This window comes from Spiribacter pallidus, from assembly GCF_040838495.1.
GTDB lineage: Bacteria > Pseudomonadota > Gammaproteobacteria > Nitrococcales > Nitrococcaceae > Spiribacter > Spiribacter pallidus.
Genome location: NZ_JBAKFM010000001.1, coordinates 123,602 through 140,677, shown reverse-complemented (window position 1 = coordinate 140,677; position 17,076 = coordinate 123,602). Strand labels below are relative to the sequence as shown.

16 protein-coding genes and 3 tRNA genes are annotated in these 17,076 nt (G+C 58.0%); 14 read left to right on the top strand and 5 right to left on the bottom strand.

Annotated elements, in window-relative coordinates:
- Positions 1 to 3 precede the first annotated feature (3 nt).
- The 8 genes from V6X73_RS00695 to V6X73_RS00660 all read left to right on the top strand — a co-directional run bounded on the left by V6X73_RS00695 (position 4) and on the right by V6X73_RS00660 (position 9,110).
- Positions 4 to 99, top strand: coding sequence for an integrase core domain-containing protein (locus V6X73_RS00695; RefSeq protein ID WP_367991049.1), 96 nt, complete (start codon positions 4 to 6; stop codon positions 97 to 99).
- 307 nt (positions 100 to 406) lie between these two features.
- The gene (locus tag V6X73_RS00690; RefSeq protein ID WP_367958246.1) at positions 407 to 583 is read left to right on the top strand and encodes an H-NS family nucleoid-associated regulatory protein; all 177 of its coding nucleotides are present in this window, start codon (positions 407 to 409) and stop codon (positions 581 to 583) included.
- A gap of 126 nt (positions 584 to 709) precedes the next feature.
- A complete protein-coding gene (locus V6X73_RS00685; RefSeq protein WP_367958247.1) occupies positions 710 to 2,164 on the top strand; it encodes a type I restriction-modification system subunit M in 1,455 nt (484 codons plus the stop codon).
- Positions 2,164 to 3,300, top strand: a complete 1,137-nt coding sequence (locus tag V6X73_RS00680) for a restriction endonuclease subunit S (RefSeq protein ID WP_367958248.1) — start codon at positions 2,164 to 2,166, stop codon at positions 3,298 to 3,300. The genes V6X73_RS00685 and V6X73_RS00680 overlap by 1 nt, the downstream gene beginning before the upstream one ends.
- Complete coding sequence (gene hsdR / locus V6X73_RS00675; RefSeq protein WP_367958249.1) at positions 3,297 to 5,630, top strand: EcoAI/FtnUII family type I restriction enzme subunit R; 2,334 nt, start codon at positions 3,297 to 3,299, stop codon at positions 5,628 to 5,630. The genes V6X73_RS00680 and hsdR overlap by 4 nt, the downstream gene beginning before the upstream one ends.
- Positions 5,631 to 6,471: 841 nt before the next feature.
- Positions 6,472 to 6,957: a tRNA adenosine(34) deaminase TadA gene (gene tadA / locus V6X73_RS00670; protein WP_367958250.1), complete on the top strand. Its 486-nt coding sequence runs from the start codon at positions 6,472 to 6,474 to the stop codon at positions 6,955 to 6,957.
- Positions 6,958 to 6,991: 34 nt separating this feature from the next.
- Complete coding sequence (locus V6X73_RS00665) at positions 6,992 to 8,080, top strand: alcohol dehydrogenase family protein (protein ID WP_367958251.1); 1,089 nt, start codon at positions 6,992 to 6,994, stop codon at positions 8,078 to 8,080.
- Positions 8,067 to 9,110: a proline racemase family protein gene (locus V6X73_RS00660; protein WP_367958252.1), complete on the top strand. Its 1,044-nt coding sequence runs from the start codon at positions 8,067 to 8,069 to the stop codon at positions 9,108 to 9,110. The genes V6X73_RS00665 and V6X73_RS00660 overlap by 14 nt, the downstream gene beginning before the upstream one ends.
- A gap of 31 nt (positions 9,111 to 9,141) precedes the next feature.
- Here the strand turns inward: V6X73_RS00660 and V6X73_RS00655 are convergent, their stop codons facing one another.
- Positions 9,142 to 10,074: an HAD-IIA family hydrolase gene (locus V6X73_RS00655; RefSeq protein ID WP_367958253.1), complete on the bottom strand. Its 933-nt coding sequence runs from the start codon at positions 10,072 to 10,074 to the stop codon at positions 9,142 to 9,144.
- Between the two features lie 123 nt (positions 10,075 to 10,197).
- Here V6X73_RS00655 and V6X73_RS00650 point away from each other — a divergent pair.
- Positions 10,198 to 10,287, top strand: a tRNA-Ser gene (locus tag V6X73_RS00650).
- Between the two features lie 284 nt (positions 10,288 to 10,571).
- Here the strand turns inward: V6X73_RS00650 and V6X73_RS00645 are convergent.
- Positions 10,572 to 11,861, bottom strand: a complete 1,290-nt coding sequence (locus V6X73_RS00645; RefSeq protein WP_367958254.1) for an NCS2 family permease — start codon at positions 11,859 to 11,861, stop codon at positions 10,572 to 10,574.
- Positions 11,862 to 12,010: 149 nt separating this feature from the next.
- Between V6X73_RS00645 and V6X73_RS00640 the strand changes: the two genes are divergently transcribed.
- The 3 genes from V6X73_RS00640 to V6X73_RS00630 all read left to right on the top strand — a co-directional run bounded on the left by V6X73_RS00640 (position 12,011) and on the right by V6X73_RS00630 (position 14,954).
- The gene (locus tag V6X73_RS00640) at positions 12,011 to 13,423 is read left to right on the top strand and encodes a hypothetical protein (RefSeq protein WP_367958255.1); all 1,413 of its coding nucleotides are present in this window, start codon (positions 12,011 to 12,013) and stop codon (positions 13,421 to 13,423) included.
- A gap of 157 nt (positions 13,424 to 13,580) precedes the next feature.
- A tRNA-Arg gene (locus tag V6X73_RS00635) sits at positions 13,581 to 13,657 on the top strand.
- Between the two features lie 388 nt (positions 13,658 to 14,045).
- Complete coding sequence (locus V6X73_RS00630) at positions 14,046 to 14,954, top strand: DMT family transporter (RefSeq protein ID WP_367958256.1); 909 nt, start codon at positions 14,046 to 14,048, stop codon at positions 14,952 to 14,954.
- A gap of 17 nt (positions 14,955 to 14,971) precedes the next feature.
- On the opposite strand, the gene fsa is transcribed toward V6X73_RS00630, so the two are convergent.
- From fsa to V6X73_RS00615, 3 genes are read right to left on the bottom strand one after another with little or no spacing between them, the layout of a single operon-like run.
- Complete coding sequence (gene fsa / locus V6X73_RS00625; RefSeq protein ID WP_367958257.1) at positions 14,972 to 15,625, bottom strand: fructose-6-phosphate aldolase; 654 nt, start codon at positions 15,623 to 15,625, stop codon at positions 14,972 to 14,974.
- A 19-nt stretch (positions 15,626 to 15,644) separates the two neighbouring features.
- Positions 15,645 to 16,001 (bottom strand): histidine triad nucleotide-binding protein, encoded by a 357-nt coding sequence (locus tag V6X73_RS00620; protein WP_367958258.1) that lies wholly within the window; start codon positions 15,999 to 16,001, stop codon positions 15,645 to 15,647.
- A gap of 55 nt (positions 16,002 to 16,056) precedes the next feature.
- Positions 16,057 to 16,524 (bottom strand): hypothetical protein, encoded by a 468-nt coding sequence (locus V6X73_RS00615; RefSeq protein ID WP_367958259.1) that lies wholly within the window; start codon positions 16,522 to 16,524, stop codon positions 16,057 to 16,059.
- A gap of 80 nt (positions 16,525 to 16,604) precedes the next feature.
- Here V6X73_RS00615 and V6X73_RS00610 point away from each other — a divergent pair, with 80 nt between their 5' ends.
- Complete coding sequence (locus tag V6X73_RS00610; RefSeq protein ID WP_367958260.1) at positions 16,605 to 16,940, top strand: DUF1820 family protein; 336 nt, start codon at positions 16,605 to 16,607, stop codon at positions 16,938 to 16,940.
- A gap of 36 nt (positions 16,941 to 16,976) precedes the next feature.
- Positions 16,977 to 17,067, top strand: a tRNA-Ser gene (locus tag V6X73_RS00605).
- Positions 17,068 to 17,076 lie beyond the last annotated feature (9 nt).

Here is a 17,076-nt window from a genome sequence, read left to right as displayed (position 1 = left end):
CATGTGGTCGGGCAATGGATCCGGTTTTACAACAACGAACGGCCGCATCAGTCTTTGGGCTATGCGGCACCCAGTGCACACCCGGCATTAGCGTCATAAGGTGTGCAGAAACCCGGGGGTCATTACAACCGTTCGCTGACAGGCAAAAGGAACCGGCTATCTACGGCTATGGTGGGCACGCCCAGTTAAAGGACTGGAGAGCGGTAATCCTGCTCATTTGAGCCCGTCTTGCTATGTTGGGCTCACACTCAGACGAGTACTGTTTCTTCGGCCTCTACAAAGTTCGCATTTGGTAATGCCTGTGGCTCCAACGCGGCTCGTGATGGACTTCATTCTTCCGGCATCGGTACGCATAATATCCGGGCAGCATTACAAATAACCAAAACCTGATAGGTGTAAAGCAGTTATGGCAACCATCGCAGAGTTAGAACAACAGAAGGCTGAGATTGAGAAGCAGATTGAGCAAGCCACCAAGCAGCAGAAGCAGGAAGACCTCAAGACGGTCCGCCAACTCTGCAAGCGGCACGGCTTTACCTACAATATGCTGAAGAATCATCTGGCAGAGGGTCGCAAGAGGGGGTAGCCGGTCCGTCAGCCATAGCGGATGGCTGGTATGGTGAGGTTACACGCGTGAGGCATTGGTCCGACAGTCGCTGTCGGACCGCCTCGCAAGGATGCAGGGCTGTGGCGACTGAAGGATAGGCTCACTATGTTTGAATCGGCTTTCCGTAGCATTGACGACACCCTTTGGAAAGACGCTGGGTGCACTGGCGAACTTGATTACATTGAGCAGACCAGTTGGCTGCTGTTCCTCAAATACCTTGATGATTACGAACAGGAGTTGGCGTCACAGGCGGTTCTGGAAGGTCGTGCTTACTCACCGTTGATGGATGAACGCTACCAGTGGCGGAACTGGGCAGCCCCCAAGAACGCCGCCGGTCATATTGACTATCAGCAGGCACTGACGGGCGATGACCTCCTTGAGTTCGTCAATGATGACCTCTTCCCTTACTTGGAGCGGTTCAAACGCACCACAGATGACCCCAGTTCGCTGAAGTACAAGATTGGGGAAATCTTCAACGAGATTACCAACAAACTCCAAAGCGGCTACTCGCTGCGTGATGTCATAGACAAGGTGGATGAACTCAGTTTCTCCACCAATGCTGAGCAATACGAACTCAGCAGTCTCTACGAAGATAAAATCAAGAATATGGGGAACGCTGGGCGGAACGGTGGCGAGTACTACACGCCGCGTCCGCTCATTGAAGCCATCGTCAAGGTGGTCAATCCTGTCATCGGTGAAACGGTCTATGACGGGGCGGTTGGCAGTGCTGGCTTCCTCTGTGCGGCGTTTGAGCATATCAAGGAGAGTCGCCAACTAAGCCCTTCCGAGTGGCAGCAACTCCAGACACGCACGCTGTATGGCAAGGAGAAAAAGAGCCTTGCCTATGTCATCGGCACGATGAATATGGTCTTGCACGGGGTCTCAGCCCCTAATCTGGTGCATAGCAATACCCTTAACGAGAACCTTGATGACATCCAGCCTTCCGAGCAGGTTGATGTCGTACTCGCCAATCCTCCCTTCGGCGGCAAGGAGCGGGCTGAGATACAGCAGAACTTCCCGATTAAGACGGGCGAGACTGCCTACCTCTTCCTCCAGCACTTCATCAAGAAACTGAAGAAGGGTGGCCGCTGTGGTGTCGTCATCAAGAACACCTTCCTCAGCAACACGGATAACGCCAGCGTAGCCCTTCGCCGCCAACTCCTGAAGGACTGCAACCTCCACACCATCCTTGACCTACCGGGCGGGACATTCATCGGTGCTGGTGTGAAGACGGTTGTGTTGTTCTTTGAGAAGGGTAAGCCAACAGAAGACATCTGGTACTACCAACTCAATGTTGGTCGCAATATGGGCAAGACCAACCCACTGAATGACCGTGATATGGAGGATTTCCTCCAACACGCCCCTACACGAACGGACAGCGAGAATAGTTGGAGGGTCCCGGTAACCGACCTCAATACGGATACTTGGGACCTTACCGTTCGTAACCCCAACTCTGTTGAAGAAGTAGATAACCGCACACCGCAAGAGATTATCGCCGAGATTGAAGATTTGGATGCCCAAGCAGCAGAAGCATTACAGAAGATTAAGGAGATTCTGTGATGTGGAAGACGGTTAGGTTGGGTGATATCGCTAAACTCTATCAGCCGAAGACCATCTCTAAGAAAGAGATGGCAGATGACGGGGATCATTTAGTCTATGGAGCCAATGGCATCATCGGGCGATACCACCAATTTAATCATAGCACCCCTCAATTGATTATTGGATGCCGTGGGAGTTGTGGTGAAGTTCATCTCACACGGGGCAAGTGCTGGATTACCGGAAATGCAATGGTGATTCAGCCAAACGATGAAGTCCTAAACGAATATTTGCGGTATTTTTTGCTGCAGCCAAACATCCTTAGGGAGACGATCAGTGGTACAGCCCAACCTCAAATAACCCGAAAATCGCTTTCACCAGTAGAGTTGCAAATACCACCCCTCGAAGAACAAAAACGCATCGTTGAAAGGCTGGATAAAGCGTTTGCGGAGATTGATTGTCTTTACAGCGTAAATAGTAATAAGCGTGAAAGAATAGAGCGTTTTGTTTCCTTATCACAGGAATCTTTTTTTCGTGAGGTTTCTCGTTCGGCAGAGTCTATGCCACTCAGAGAAGTTTGCTATTTAGAAAATGGTGATAGAGGAAAGAACTATCCTTCGGTAAAACATCAGATCTCTTCCGGAGTGTCATTCGTCAATGCGGGCGACCTTACGCCGAGTGGGGGAATTTCTGAAGAGGGCGTAGCGTGCATAAGTGAAGAGCGATTCAAATTGTTAAGCTCTGGCAAGTTTCAGATAGATGACATCTTGTTCTGCTTGAGAGGGTCTTTAGGAAAATCCGCGATAAATAAAAAAATTAAACAGGGTGCCATAGCCTCATCGCTGGTGATAATAAGAGCAAGAAGAGAGGTAATACTTCCAGATTACATCTTTGCATTCCTACGTAGCAATATTGTAAAGACTTACATTAGAGAAACTGCCGGTGGTGCTGCACAACCGAACTTGTCGGCTAAGACAGTGGGTGGTTACAAAATACCAGTTCCTTCGGTTGATCAGCAGGCATTGATATCTGAAAAGTTTTGGCAAATACAAGCGTTTGGATTAGAGGCTGAAAAGAAAGTTCAAAGCAATACTTTGGGTTTGGAATCTTTGAAAGCAGCCATCCTCAAACAAGAACTCACCCCGAGTGAAGCAGTATGAACGAAGCCGATACACGGGCATTGCTCATTGATAAGCACCTTGAGGCTTCGGGATGGGTGACTGAAGGTGATGTGCGTGTGTATCGGGAGTTCCGCATCAATGCTGGAACCATTCAACAGGGTGGCAAACGCTCGCCGTCGCTCAGTGCCGACTATGTCCTTGAGTACAGGGGCAAGAAACTCGCAGCGATTGAAGCCAAGAGTGACGAGGTGGAAGTCTCTGAGGGTGTTGGGCAAGCCAAGCAATATGCAACCAAACTGCGACTGCCCTTTGGCTACGCTGCGAATGGCAAAAAGATATACGAGATATCGCTCTCCAAAGGTGAGGAAGGTGATGTCCTCCAGTTTCCTTCCCCGGACGAGTTGTGGCGGCGTGCCAATGAGCAGGTCAATGAATGGCAAGAACGATTCAATGCCATTCCGTTTGAGACGCTGGAAGGAACGCACGGACCTCGGTACTTCCAAGAGATAGCAGTAACCCGGGCAACCGACGCAATAGCCCAAGAGAGTAAGCGGGTTCTGCTCACGCTGGCTACCGGCACTGGGAAGACTTTCATTGCATTCCAAATTGCTTGGAAACTCTATCAAGCACGCTGGAACATCAACGGGGACGGTAAGCGGCGTCCTCGCATCCTGTTTCTCGCTGACCGGAACATACTCGCCAATCAGGCTTATCTCGCCTTTGGTGGTTTCTCTGACGATGCGAAGGTGCGTATCACCCCTGACGAGGTGGCTAAGCGTGGCTCTGTCCCGCTAAACGGCTCTGTGTTCTTCACCATCTTCCAGACATTCGTTAGCGGTGACACACAGGACGAGAACTTCAAGCACTACCCCCACGACTTCTTTGACTTGGTCTTCATAGACGAATGCCATCGTGGTGGTGCTAACGATGAGAGCAGTTGGCGAGAAATCCTTGATTACTTCAATACCGCCGTCCATATCGGTCTCACCGCCACGCCCAAGCGAACCGTCAATGTGGATACCTATGAGTACTTTGGTGAGCCAGTCTTTGAGTACAGCCTCAAGGAAGGTATAGAGGACGGCTTTCTCACGCCATTTCGGGTTAAGCGTATTCAATCCACGATAGATGAGTATGTGCATACCTCTGAGGACGAGGTCATCACCGGTGAAGTACGGGATGGTGAGGTGTATGGGGAAAAGGACTTCAACACCAAGATAGTCATCCGGGAGCGTGAGGAGTTCCGGGTCCAGCAGTTGCTGGCAAATATCGGCAAGGATGAGAAGTCTATCGTCTTCTGCCGCAACCAAGAGCATGCCGCCTTAGTCCGAGACCTCATCAATCAGAACACGCCCTCTACCGACCCTGATTACTGTGCTCGTGTGACCGCCAACGATGGGGTCATCGGTGATAACTACCTTCGGCGGTTTCAGGATAACGAGAAGACTATCCCTACCATTCTGACCACGAGCCACAAGTTATCCACTGGTGTGGATGCACGGAATGTCCGGAACATCGTGCTGCTGCGACCTGTGGGCAATATGATTGAGTTCAAGCAAATCATCGGCAGAGGTACCCGGCTCTTTGAGGGCAAGGGCTATTTCACGATTCTGGACTTTGTGGGGGCGTATGCCCTGTTTGAGGACGATGAGTGGGATGGCCCCCCTCTTGAGCCTCCAGAAAAGCCTGAGCGGCCTCATACGCCAACTGATGACCCTGATGAACCCAATCCTCCGGGTGAAGGGGGCGATGAAGACGACCCAGAGGATGGTGAAAAGCCTGAAAAGATTCGGATACGGCTCTCTGACGGCAAAGTGCGGGAAATCCAACACACCACCGCCACCCTGTTCTACCTTCACGGCAAACCGGTCAGTGCTGCTGAGTACATCAAGTACCTTTATGACGATGTGAGTCTGCCCACTCTGCTCGGTAGCGAGGATGACCTCCGGACGGCTTGGAGCAACCCTGTCACCCGTGACGAACTACTGCGGCGGTTAGCAGACGCGGGCTGCAGTCGGGCTGATTTAGGGGTGCTCCAGACCCTCATTAACGCTGAAGACTGCGACTTGTTTGATGTCCTTGAATACATTGCCTACACCAAGCCTACGCTCAAGCGGGAGCAGCGTGCTCAGTACGCCAACGCCAATGTTCAAGGGTTCTTAAACAGTGAGCAGCGAGAGTTCGTGTCGTATGTCCTGCGAAGTTATGTGAAGGCTGGTGTGGATGAGTTGAGTTATCAACGCCTCACACCGGCTCTGAACGCCGTCTATGGGAATATTCGTGAGGCTGAGCAGCGTCTTGGTCCTGTTGAGGACATCAAAGAGGTGTTTGAACAGGCTCAGCAGGCTTTGTATATGGCTGAGGCTGGGTAGGTTGTAAAACGAATTAGGGATAGGATGGACTGTTTGATATGACTGGGCCCAGTTTTTATAAATTCGCGAGGTGTAAGCGATGCAAATGAAAGTGACTCTCATCTTAGCCTTGATAGTAGTTCTTATTGTTGGATGTGCCACCACAAAAAAGTATGAATCGGCTTTAAATACTTGGCTTAATTCTGATATTAACCCTCTGATTGAGAGCTGGGGATACCCGGACAATTCATTTGAGGCTCCGAACGGGAATATGGTCTATGTTTATTCATCGTCGGGTCAGGTGACATTACCATCTCAGACAACCTCAAATTACAACGTTTATGGTAATACTGTATATGGCAGCTCCACCACTACTGGGGGGCAGACAATAAAACTAGGATGCACCACTTTCTTTGAAGTAAATCAGGGAAATAGGATAATTAAATATAGGTACGAAGGTAATAATTGCAAGTCGCGATAGAATGCGGCGGTGGTCTTCCAAAGTACTTATGGGTAAGTATTTTTATGGAACAGCTACGAGGCGAGGGTCAGACTGGTTCTGATGCGGGGGGGCAAAGGAGTGACCCACGGCGGCTCGGCAGCATCCTGCTGTTCGCCAGAGAGATGTTACACAGCGTGCAAGAGCCCCCAAGTAAGTCTATGATTTTTCGGGAGCCTAATAATCAGAGCGAGACAAAAATGGCAGCAAAACCTACACAAAAGTTACACAATAAAAATAATAGAAGATAACCCATTGATTTATCTGATAAAAATATTATGTAGTTATTGAGTGGGAGTGACTCGTCTGAAAGGCCTGGCGCACGGGGCCTGGCCGGCCGGTTGACGGCCTCGGGGGGTGCGGGTGGCGAACACTGGCCAGACACAAGTAACTAGAGCCGCCGAGGATCAGCGGTTCATGGGACAGGCGATTGCGCTTGCCGAGCAGGCGGCGGCCGCCGGTGAAGTGCCGGTGGGCGCTTTGCTGGTCAAGCACGGCGAGGTGGTGGCCCAGGGGGCCAATCGGCCACGCGGTAGCCACGATCCAACCGCCCATGCCGAGATGGTCGCGCTACGGGCCGCGGGGTGGGCGCTGGGCGCTTATCGACTGCCGGGTACGACCCTCTATGTCACCCTCGAACCCTGCCCCATGTGCCTGGGGGCGATGATCCACGCGCGCATCGGCCGACTGGTCTACGGGGCCGACGATCCCAAAACCGGGGCGTGTGGCGGTGCGATGCACTTGCACGAACATCCCAGCCACAATCATGATTTGTCGATCACCGGTGGTGTCGAGGCGGCGCGCTGTGGGTCGCTTCTGCGGGCGTTTTTCCAGTCAAGACGAGGGTAAACAAGGGGTGAATCAATCAGAACCTCCCAGGACAATGGCCGCGGTGCTTTTGACCCGTCATGGTGGGCTCGACGCCCTTGACTACCGCACCGACGTGCCGGTCCCCGAGCCGGGCCCCGGCGAGGTGCTGTTGGCGGTCCACGCCTGCGGCATGAACAACACCGATGTCTGGGTGCGCGAGGGCGCCTACGGCAGCGATACCGACCCGCAGGCGGTCTCCACCTGGCGGCGCGGTCGCTCGACGCTGACCTTCCCGCGCATCCAGGGGACCGACAGTGTGGGGGTGATCGTGGCGGTGGGTGAGGGCGTGCCCGGCAGCCGTATCGGTGAGCGCGTCGTGGTCGATTTCAGCCTCTACAATCGCGACGACGACAGCCTGGCGGATATCGACTACATTGGCCACGGCCGTGACGGCGGCTATGCCGAGTACCAGTGCGTCCCCGCCGAAAACGCCGATGCGGTGGAGACCGATCTCTCGGATGCCGAGCTGGCGACGTTCTGCTGTGCCTACCTGACCGGTGAGCACATGCTCGAGCGCGCCGGTGTGCAGGCCGGTGAGCGGGTGCTTGTCACGGGCGCCTCCGGCGGTGTGGGCTCGGGCATTGTCCAGCTGTGCCGCGCCCGTGGCGCCATCCCCTATGCCGTGACCCGCGAAGACAAGGCCGATGCCCTTAAGGCCATCGGTGCCGAAGCCGTTGTCGACCGTGCCGCCGAAGACTGGGTGGCCGCGGTCGATGAAGCCACTGGTGGCGAGGCCATCGACGTGGTCGCCGATCTGGTCGCGGGCCCGCATTTCAATGATCTGCTGCGCATTTTGCGCCCGGAAGGCCGCTACACCACGGCCGGGGCCATTGCCGGTCCGGTCGTCGACCTGGATTTGCGCACGATGTATCTCAAGCAGCTCCAGCTGCATGGCTCTTCGCAGGGCCGGCGGAGTGATTTTCGGCGGCTGCTCGGCTATGTGCTCGATGGCCGCATCCGCCCCCTTTTGCATGGCACCTATCGGCTCTCCGACTTCCATCGCGCGCAGACCGACTTCATGGACAAGGATTACGTGGGCAAGCTGGTGGTGGTTCCCGACCGGCACTGGGAGCAGGTCGGGGCGCCCCATGCCGGCCGCTGACGGCTGGCCACGCCTTGAGTGGATGGATGTCGCCGTTGGCAGTGACATCCATCGCGTGGTCTTCTCCGGTGTGCCCGTCGACGCAACCCGCAGCGTGCGGGCGCGCATGGAATGGCTGAGCGGGCCGGGGGACGGACTGCGCCGTCTGCTGATCGAGCCGCCCTATGGGTTTCCTGCCTTCTGTGTCGACCTGATCACCCCGGCGGTCCACCCGGATGCCCAGGCCGGGTTCATCATCATGGAGGTGATGGGTTATCCCTTTTTCTCGGGCTCCAACACGATGGCGACCGCCTGTGCGCTTATCGAAACCGGACGGATTCCGCGTGAAACCGACGACGGCGTTCAGTGTGTCCGGTTGGAAGCGCCCGGGGGAAGGGTGGATGCGCATGTCACGCTTAAAGCGGGGCGGGTGGTGTCGGTGGATGTGGAGGGTGATGAGACGTTCGTGCACCGGGCCAACGCGTCGATCGAGCTGCCGGAGACCGGGACGATCGGCTACGATCTTGTCTGGAGTGGCGGTCATTACGTCATGGTCGATGCCGATGCACTTGGCCTGGCGCCGGAGCATGCGGGTGATGCCGATGCGCTGGCCCTCGCTGCCCGGATGATCGAGGCGGTGCAGGCGGATTTCGATCTGAAGCATCCGGTGCTCGGTGACGTCGGGCTGCCCCGTTTTCTGCACTGGATGTGGCCGGAACGCGAAGAGACGCCCGGTGCCTGGGTGGCGATCGGCGGGACGTACGGCCATCCGGGTGTCCTCTGGGGCTGCCCCACCGGGACCGGCACCGTGGCCCGTCTGGCCCGGCTCAGCCGTCAAGGGCGGGCCACGGTGGGCGCCACGCTGCGCAACACCAGTCCCTCCGGCACCATGTTCGAGGGCGAGATCGTCAGCGAGGGGATGGTCGGCGACTGCCGCAGCATTCGAACCCGCGTGCGCGGCGAGCCGCGATTGGTGGGCGCCATCACCCTTGACCTGCCGCCGACGAGCCCCCTGGTGGCGGATCTTTCACTGCAATGGCTGAGTAGGTGAACCCTCGGCGGTCAGGCAGTGCAGACGGGTGTCAGGCCTGGTCGAGGATCCAGTCGGGGGCGATGCCGGAGGTCTGGATGGCGGCATCGATGTCCATTTCCGCCAGCACACCGGTCCGTGTCACCAGGGCGGTATGCAGGCCTGCCGCCTGCCCGCCGAGGATATCGGTGTGGAGGGTATCTCCAACCATGAGGACACGGCCGGGATCGAGTTCGGTCTCGTGCTGCAGCCGCTCTATGGCCAGGGCAAAGATGTTGCCGTAGGGCTTGCCGTAGAAGACCGGCTCGACGCCGGTCTCATTCTGGATCTGATGGGCGTAGGTCCCCGGCTCGGTGGAGTAGCCCACTTGCTGTGGAGCAAGCAGGTCGGGGTTGGCCACGTAAAGCGGCCTGGATCGGCGCTTGAGGCTTTCGATCAACAATGCCTGGCGCGCCGGTGTCCATTCCGATGCCCCAACCAGCAGGAATCCCTCGGCGGCGTCGTAGTCGGCGATGTCATCGGTGAGCATGCGGTAGTCGAGGGGCGGGAACTCGTCGGGGCCAAAGTGCCGGCCTGCGATCATGCCCCAATGGCGCGCACCTTCCTGCTCGAGCTGGCGCACCAGCGTCTTGCGGCTGGTGATCACATCCTCGGCATCGAAGGCGTAGCCAAGACGCGCGTATCGCTCCATGAGCGTGCGATGGGCAAAACCGGCTGCATTAGAGACCACCATGACGCGCTTGCCATCCGCCTGTAGGGCACGGATTCGCTCTGGTACGCCGGCGATCGGTTCCATGCCCCGGTTCAGGACACCGTATGCATCGAGCAGGATCATGTCGTAGCGATCGGCGATGTCACCCAGATGCTTTGCTTTGTGACAGGCGCCCTGTCGGCGGCAGGCCGGCAGCCGGTGCCGGATTGCCTCATAGGCCTTGAATCCAAAGGCGGCGTCCTCTGGCAGATCGGTGATCACGCGTTGGTCCATGCAGATTCCGTTGGGCGTCTCGCTCGCGCATCAGTGTAACGCGTCCGGCGCAAATGATCGCGCCGCGCAACCCGTGCCGCGTTTCCACTCGTCACCGCGGATGATGTACAATCCGCGCCCATTGGAGAGGTGGCTGAGTGGTCGAAAGCGCCGCACTCGAAATGCGGTGAGTCCTAGCGGGCTCCGGGGGTTCGAATCCCTCCCTCTCCGCCAGATACAAAAACGGCCCCGAAGGGGCCGTTTTTGTATCTGATAGTGCCTGGGATTCGAACCCCCGGAGCAAGCAGAGCAGGTTCGACCAATCAGCGGAGCTGATTGGGACGCCGAGCGTGAGCGAGGCGCCCGAAGGGTGAGGCCCGAGAGGGCCGAATCAATCCCTCCCTCTCCGCCAGATACAAAAACGGCCCCGCAGGGGCCTTTTTTGTATCTAACCATAAAAAAGGGGGCCTCAGCCCCCTTTTTGGTCGCCGGCCGGGCCGGCATCCGATCGCCCATACCTAGATGAGCAGGAACCGCGCCGCAAACAAAGCGGCGATCACCCACACGGCGATGTGCACTTCCTTGCCCTTGCCGGCGAGGGTCTTGCCAAAGACGTAGGTCAAAAAGCCAAGGCCCATGCCGTCCGCAATCGAGTAGGTCAACGGCATGGCAATCGCGGTGACGACCGCCGGTGCAGTGTCGGTGACGTCTTCCCAGTCCAGTTCCGACAGTCCGCGGACCATCATGCAGGCCACGAACAGCAGTGCGGGTGCGGTGGCATAGCCCGGTATGGCGCTGACCAGAGGCAGGAAAAACAGCGACAGCAAAAACAGCCCGGCGATGACAACGGCAGTCAGCCCGGTCCGTCCACCCACATTCACGCCCGCGGCGCTCTCGATATAGGTGGTGGTGGTCGACGTGCCAAGGACCGCACCGCCAATGGTCGCGCCGGAGTCGGCGAGCAGCGCGCTTCGCAGCCGCCCGATCTTGCCGTCCTTGTCCAGGAATCCGGCCCGATGGGAGAGTCCGACCAGGGTGCCGGTACTATCAAAAAGATCCACGAACAGGAATACCAAGACCACCGAGATTAGGCCCATTTCCAGAGCGCCGCCGATATCCATCTGCATGAACGTCGGGCTCGGGTCCGGGGGCATCGAGACCACGCCGTCGAACTCCGCGACGCCGAATGGCACACCGATGATGCTGACTGCCAGGATGCCGATGATCACCGCACCGGGGATCTCTCGGTAGCTCAGCCCGACCATGATGACAAAGCCAAGCAGTGCCAGCAGGGTGCTGGTGGCCGTCAGATCGCCAAGCGTCACCAGGGTCGCGTCGCTGTTGACCACGATGCCGGCATTCTTGAGCGCAATGATCGCAAGGAAAAAGCCGATACCCGCCGAGATGGCCATTTTAAGGGACATCGGGATGGCATTGATCAGCCACTCCCGAATCGGCAGCACCGAGATGATCAAAAACAGGATACCCGAGATGAAAACGGCACCGAGGGCGGTCTGCCAGGCCACTCCCATGCCCAGCACAACGCCGTAGGTGAAATACGCGTTCAGCCCCATACCCGGTGCCAGACCAAATGGATAATTGGCATAAAGCCCCATGATCAGGCACCCAAGCACGGCGGCCAGACAAGTCGCCACGAACACCGCATCCCAGTTCATGCCGGTATCCGAGAGGATGCTCGGGTTGACAACAACGATGTAGGCCATCGTCAGGAATGTGGTCAGGCCGGCCAGTAGCTCCCGACGGACGTCGGTGCCGTTTTCTGTCAGCCCAAAGAAGCGGTCCAACATGATATGCCCCCAAGTTTTTCGGTCGAAGGATTGAGTATAACGACGTCGATGCAAATGTCATTCCATCAATCGGTCATTAAAGCTTAACCCGTTTGTCATGCCGGCTCCGTACCCTCGGCGGCTCAGTTTTGGTGCAGAGGAACTCCATAATGAAGCGTTTTAATGCTCTGGCGCTTGTCGCCCTTCTCTCCACTAGCGCCGCTGCCCATATGCACATGCCGCTGGTGGTGACCAACGCCGCGGATGCCGGCGAGGGCACACTGCGGTCGGCGCTGGTAGAGGCGGCCAAGCGTGATCACGGCGCGCGGGTGGTGATTGCCACCGATGAGGACATCGTAATCGAGGACAGCCTGACGTATTTTGGCGAGGCCCCGCTCGAGATTATCGGCAACGGCCAAGTGGTCCGCAGCTCAGACAATGTGGATCTGCTGGTGATGGCCAATGGTGCCAATCTCTCGGTCAGCGATCTGGATTTTGAGGGGCCGGGTCAGTTCAGCATCCTCAATCGGGGCGATGAGAACGGCGAAGTGGCTGGCAAAGGCATCTTTGTCGACGTGCGCGAGGATCAGACCGGCGTTGTGGAGCTGACGCTGGATAACGTGCTCGTCAAAGGCGTCGCCAACCACGGGATCCATGTCTCTGACTGCACACTCGCGGATGATTGCGGCGGCGGTGCCGGTGGCGGTGGCGAAGGCTCGCCGGCCTCCATCAGCGTGCGATTGAACAACGTGTCCGTGGATGGCGTTGGCAACGGCAAGTTCGATGCGGATGGCCTGCGGGTCGACGAGCGGGATGAAGGGGGTATTCACCTGCATGTGACCGGCTCGCAATTTGCCCGCGTGGGCGCCGATGGCCTCGAGCTGGATGAGGGTCAGGCTGGCAGCATCCAGGCGACGACTATCCGCACCGAGTTCATCGATAACGGCGCTTACTGCGATCCGGCCTTGCTGGCCGCTTACATGCCGGCCGAGCCGGAAGCCGAGTTCGAAGAGGGCCAGGTCGACGAGTCGGATATTCCCGGCAATGTCACTGGGACGCCGGACGATACCTGCTTCGAGCGCGAGGTGGATCTTTATGACGACGGCTCGGTTGAAGCGTACGAAATCGGCATCGATGTGGATGATGGCATCGACTTCGACGAGGCCGATGACGGCGACCTCAACCTGACGATGGTGGCTAGCCGGATTGCGGGTAACTACGACGAGGGCGTCGACATGGACGAGGCGGGTGCTGGCAACGGTAACCTGCAGTACGTCAACACGAACTCGAACCGCAACGCCGACGACGGTTTTAAGATGTCAGAGGAAGACGGTGGCTCGGTCAACGGCATGATGGTCGGCTCGGTGTCTCGTGATAATGGCGGCAAGGGCGCTGTTTTCGAAGAGGAAGGCGCCGGTGATGTTGCGGTCGAGGCCGTCTCTACGCGTACGCGCAACAATGACGACAGCGACCAGACCGGCTTTGAGGTCGTCCAGGAAGACGCCGGCGCCGGCAGCCTGGTCATTAGCGATAGCCAGGTGCTCGACGGGATTGAGGCGGAAGGCGTTGTCATCAACCCCTGATGCCTGATCGCCCGCCGGCGGCGTAGGTCATCACAAAAAGGCGGCTTTTTGCCGCCTTTTTTTGTCACGCGAATCCGGATGGGGCGGTCGGGGTAGGGCCATGGCCTCAAGCTTGACGCTCTAGTGCAAAGCCACCATACTTCGCTGTCTACATGAGGCGCCTGTAGCTCAACTGGATAGAGCACCTGACTACGGATCAGGAGGTTGGGGGTTCGAATCCTCCCGGGCGCGCCATCCAATGAAAAGCCGGCCGTCAGGCCGGTTTTTCATTGGATGAAGAGACATGGGATTCGAACCCCCAACAGGCCATTAACGGGTTCGACCCGAGCGCGAAGCGCGAGAGCACGAGGCCCGGAGGGCCGAGCTAATCCTCCCGGGCGCGCCATCCAATGAAAAGCCGGCCGTCAGGCCGGTTTTTCATTGGATGAAGAGACACGGGATTCGAACCCCCAACAGGCCATTAACGGGTTCGACCCGAGCGCGAAGCGCGAGAGCACGAGGCCCGGAGGGCCGAGCTAATCCTCCCGGGCGCGCCATCCAATGAAAAGCCGGCCGCCGAGTCGGATCCACCACCGGGCACTGTCAGGTCTAAACCATTCACAAGGGCCATGGAGTGCCGTTCATGCCCATTTCTGTTCTTCTGGTCGCGTTAGGTGCGTTCCAGTGGGGCCTCTCTGGCGGTCTGGCCAGCATCTTGATGGAGGATGGCTGGTCGCCGCAGGTCATTACCGTCTGGCGGGTCGTCATCGGGCTTGGCTGTATGGCCGCCTGGCTCGTCTGGCGTTGGCGCAAGGGCTTCCGGCAGGAATTCAATCGGCGATTGGTCGGCTGGTCGGCGCTTGCTGGGTTTGGCGTTGCCGGCAACCTGGTTTATTACTTTGTCAGCATTAGTGCCGGCAGCGTGGCGGTTGCCATCACGCTGATGTACACCGCGCCGGTGATGGTCTACCTGGTGGCGTTTCTCACTCGCACCGAGCGGCCTACCTGGGGCAGTGCGCTTGTCATACTGGCGACATTGGTCGGCATTACGATGATGACTGGGGTCTACGGGAATGCGCCGGTGCGGTTGACCACGCTCGCGTTGACCAGCGGGTTGTTGTCCGGAGCGTCGTACGCGCTTTTCATATTCGCTTTCAAGGCCGCGGGACGCCACGGTTCGACGCCGGCGGCGCTGACGATCGCCTTTGTGGCAGCCATCGTTGCGCTGGTCCCGTTGGTGGACTGGCGCGAGGCGGCTCAGGTGCCCGGCTCGGGCGATTTCCCACTGTTCGTTGTGTTTGGCCTGATGGGTGCCGGTCTGTCCTTTTTTTGTTATTTCTGGGGGTTGCGGGGTGTCTTGCCCTCGACCGCGGCGGTCACTGCGATGGTCGAGCCGGCTACAGCGACCCTGTTTGGCGTTCTGGTGCTCAACCAGCTGCTCAGTCCCACCGAGACCATCGGCGTTTTGATCATTCTGTTGGCAGTTACGTGGTTGAATATCCAGCGGCAGTTAGCTGCTCGGCGAGCGGCTTCTCCGCCTTCCACAGAATGATGCGGGTTGGCGGTCGGTCAGCCGATGGTCTGACCGGTGGCCGCCCAGTCGGCGATGAACTGCTCGAGCCCCTTGTCGGTGAGTGCGTGGTTGGCGAGGCTGCGGATCACCGCCGGCGGGATCGTTGCCACATCAGCGCCGGCGAGGGCGGCCTCTTTGACGTGGTTGGCATGACGGATCGAGGCCGCGAGGATTTCGGTGGCGAATCCATAATTGTCGTAGATTGCCCGGATATCCCGGATCAGTGCCATGCCATCGAGGTTGAGATCATCGAGCCGTCCGATGAACGGTGAGATATAGCTCGCACCGGCTTTGGCGGCGAGCAAGGCTTGATTGGCCGAAAAGCAGAGCGTGACGTTGACCGCGATCGCCTCTTGCCGAAGACGCCGGCAGGCCTTCAGCCCGGGCAGGGTAAGCGGTAGCTTGACCACAACGTTGTTGGCGATGGCCGCGAGAAAACGCCCCTCCCGGATCATGCCGTCGTAATCGGTGGCGGCGACTTCTGCGGAAACCGGACCATCGACGATCTGGCAGATCTCTCCGACCACTTCGACGAAAGACCGCCCCGATTTCGCGACCAGTGACGGATTGGTGGTCACACCATCCAGCAGCCCGTAATCGTTGAGCTCTCGGATATCCTCAGCTATTGCGGTATCGGCAAAGAATTTCATCGCGCCGGGTTCGCTCCGCCTAGTTGCCTGGCCACGGTGGCCACCCCATGCTGCGGCCGCCCATCAGGTGCAAATGGATATGCCAAACGGTCTGCCCGGCATCCTGCCCGCAATTGAATATACTGCGATAACCCCGCTGTGCCAGACCTAGCGTCTGCGCCAGATTTTTCGCGGTGACGTGCATATGCCCGATCAACGGCGCATCGTCGTCGCCGATTTCGAGCATGCTCACAATATGCTTGCGCGGGATGATCAAAACGTGGGTGGGCGCCTGGGGATGGATATCGCGAAAGGCGACGACCCGCTCGTCCTGATGGACGATTTCGGCATCCATTCGCCCAGCGGCGATCTCGCAGAAGATACAAGGTTGTGTCATGGTTCAAGCCTAAGTCGGTTGTCGTTGGCTCGCAAGGATCAGGCCTCACCACCGATCAGGGCGTTGGGCCGTCAACACGCTGGCGAAGCGCCTCGGCAATGCGGCGGAGTCCGTGACTGTCGGCGCCGCACGGTTCGAGCCCATGGCCGTTGAGAAATCGCGATGACCAATCATCGGCCGCGGATGCCAGTGTGGCAAAATCGCCCCACCATACGGTCCGGTAGTACGTCGCCGTCACCCGATTGTGCGCTTGACGACTTGGCTCATCGAGCCCGTGGACGTCCACTCCGGTCAACACCGGCTCGAGCTCGGCTTTGATGCGGATGAGATCGGGCCCCTTCAGACCCCAGCGCTGAGGCTCCATGCGCCGGAGCCACTGAGCGATTTCGGGCACGTTGCGAAACCATTGCAGTATTACCGTCTCGCCGTTGCTCGTCGCACACCCGATGGTGAACCGCCGCGGATCGCGTCGCTGGACCAGCAGGTCCACGTCGGCGAAGTTTTGCCCTTCCCAAATATGCAATCGGCTCGTCCACGTTCGGTGCGAAAGAGTCGACATGTTAACTTGTCAGGCTTATTTGCAACTAATACCGGTAATGGGCCATGGCATCAGCCGAGCGAATCTTCCGTGTGATCTTCCAAAGCCAGGGGAAGATCTACGAAATCTACGCCCGTAGCGTCTCCGACGGCGGCATGCTGGGGTTCGTCGAGATCGAGGAGCTCACCTTCGGCGAGCGCACGCAGATGGTGGTCGATCCGGCCGAAGAAAAACTCAAAAGCGAGTTTGCCGGTGTCAAGCGGACCTATGTGCCCATGCACGCCATCGTCCGGGTCGATGAAGTCGAGAAGGAAGGCCAGGCCAAGGTGTCTGATTCGGAAGGCGGTAATGTGACACCGTTTCCCATGCACATGTACGGGCCGGGCAAGGGGAGTGATTGAATCCGCCGGGTGGGTGGATTAGTCTGCGCGTCGTCTGGAGAGGTGTCCGAGCGGTCGAAGGAGCGCGCCTGGAAAGCGCGTGTACGGTAACCCCGTACCGAGGGTTCGAATCCCTCCCTCTCCGCCAGATACGAAA

Excerpts from the sequence above, each read along its gene's own strand:
- V6X73_RS00690 (WP_367958246.1), top strand. The coding sequence starts at position 407 with ATGGCAACCATCGCAGAGTTAGAACAACAGAAGGCTGAGATTGAGAAG.
- V6X73_RS00685 (WP_367958247.1), top strand. The coding sequence starts at position 710 with ATGTTTGAATCGGCTTTCCGTAGCATTGACGACACCCTTTGGAAAGAC.
- V6X73_RS00680 (WP_367958248.1), top strand. The coding sequence starts at position 2,164 with ATGTGGAAGACGGTTAGGTTGGGTGATATCGCTAAACTCTATCAGCCG.
- hsdR (WP_367958249.1), top strand. The coding sequence starts at position 3,297 with ATGAACGAAGCCGATACACGGGCATTGCTCATTGATAAGCACCTTGAG.
- V6X73_RS00665 (WP_367958251.1), top strand. The coding sequence starts at position 6,992 with ATGGCCGCGGTGCTTTTGACCCGTCATGGTGGGCTCGACGCCCTTGAC.
- V6X73_RS00660 (WP_367958252.1), top strand. The coding sequence starts at position 8,067 with ATGCCGGCCGCTGACGGCTGGCCACGCCTTGAGTGGATGGATGTCGCC.
- V6X73_RS00655 (WP_367958253.1), bottom strand. The coding sequence starts at position 10,074 with ATGGACCAACGCGTGATCACCGATCTGCCAGAGGACGCCGCCTTTGGA.
- V6X73_RS00645 (WP_367958254.1), bottom strand. The coding sequence starts at position 11,861 with ATGTTGGACCGCTTCTTTGGGCTGACAGAAAACGGCACCGACGTCCGT.
- V6X73_RS00640 (WP_367958255.1), top strand. The coding sequence starts at position 12,011 with ATGAAGCGTTTTAATGCTCTGGCGCTTGTCGCCCTTCTCTCCACTAGC.
- V6X73_RS00630 (WP_367958256.1), top strand. The coding sequence starts at position 14,046 with ATGCCCATTTCTGTTCTTCTGGTCGCGTTAGGTGCGTTCCAGTGGGGC.
- fsa (WP_367958257.1), bottom strand. The coding sequence starts at position 15,625 with ATGAAATTCTTTGCCGATACCGCAATAGCTGAGGATATCCGAGAGCTC.
- V6X73_RS00620 (WP_367958258.1), bottom strand. The coding sequence starts at position 16,001 with ATGACACAACCTTGTATCTTCTGCGAGATCGCCGCTGGGCGAATGGAT.
- V6X73_RS00610 (WP_367958260.1), top strand. The coding sequence starts at position 16,605 with ATGGCATCAGCCGAGCGAATCTTCCGTGTGATCTTCCAAAGCCAGGGG.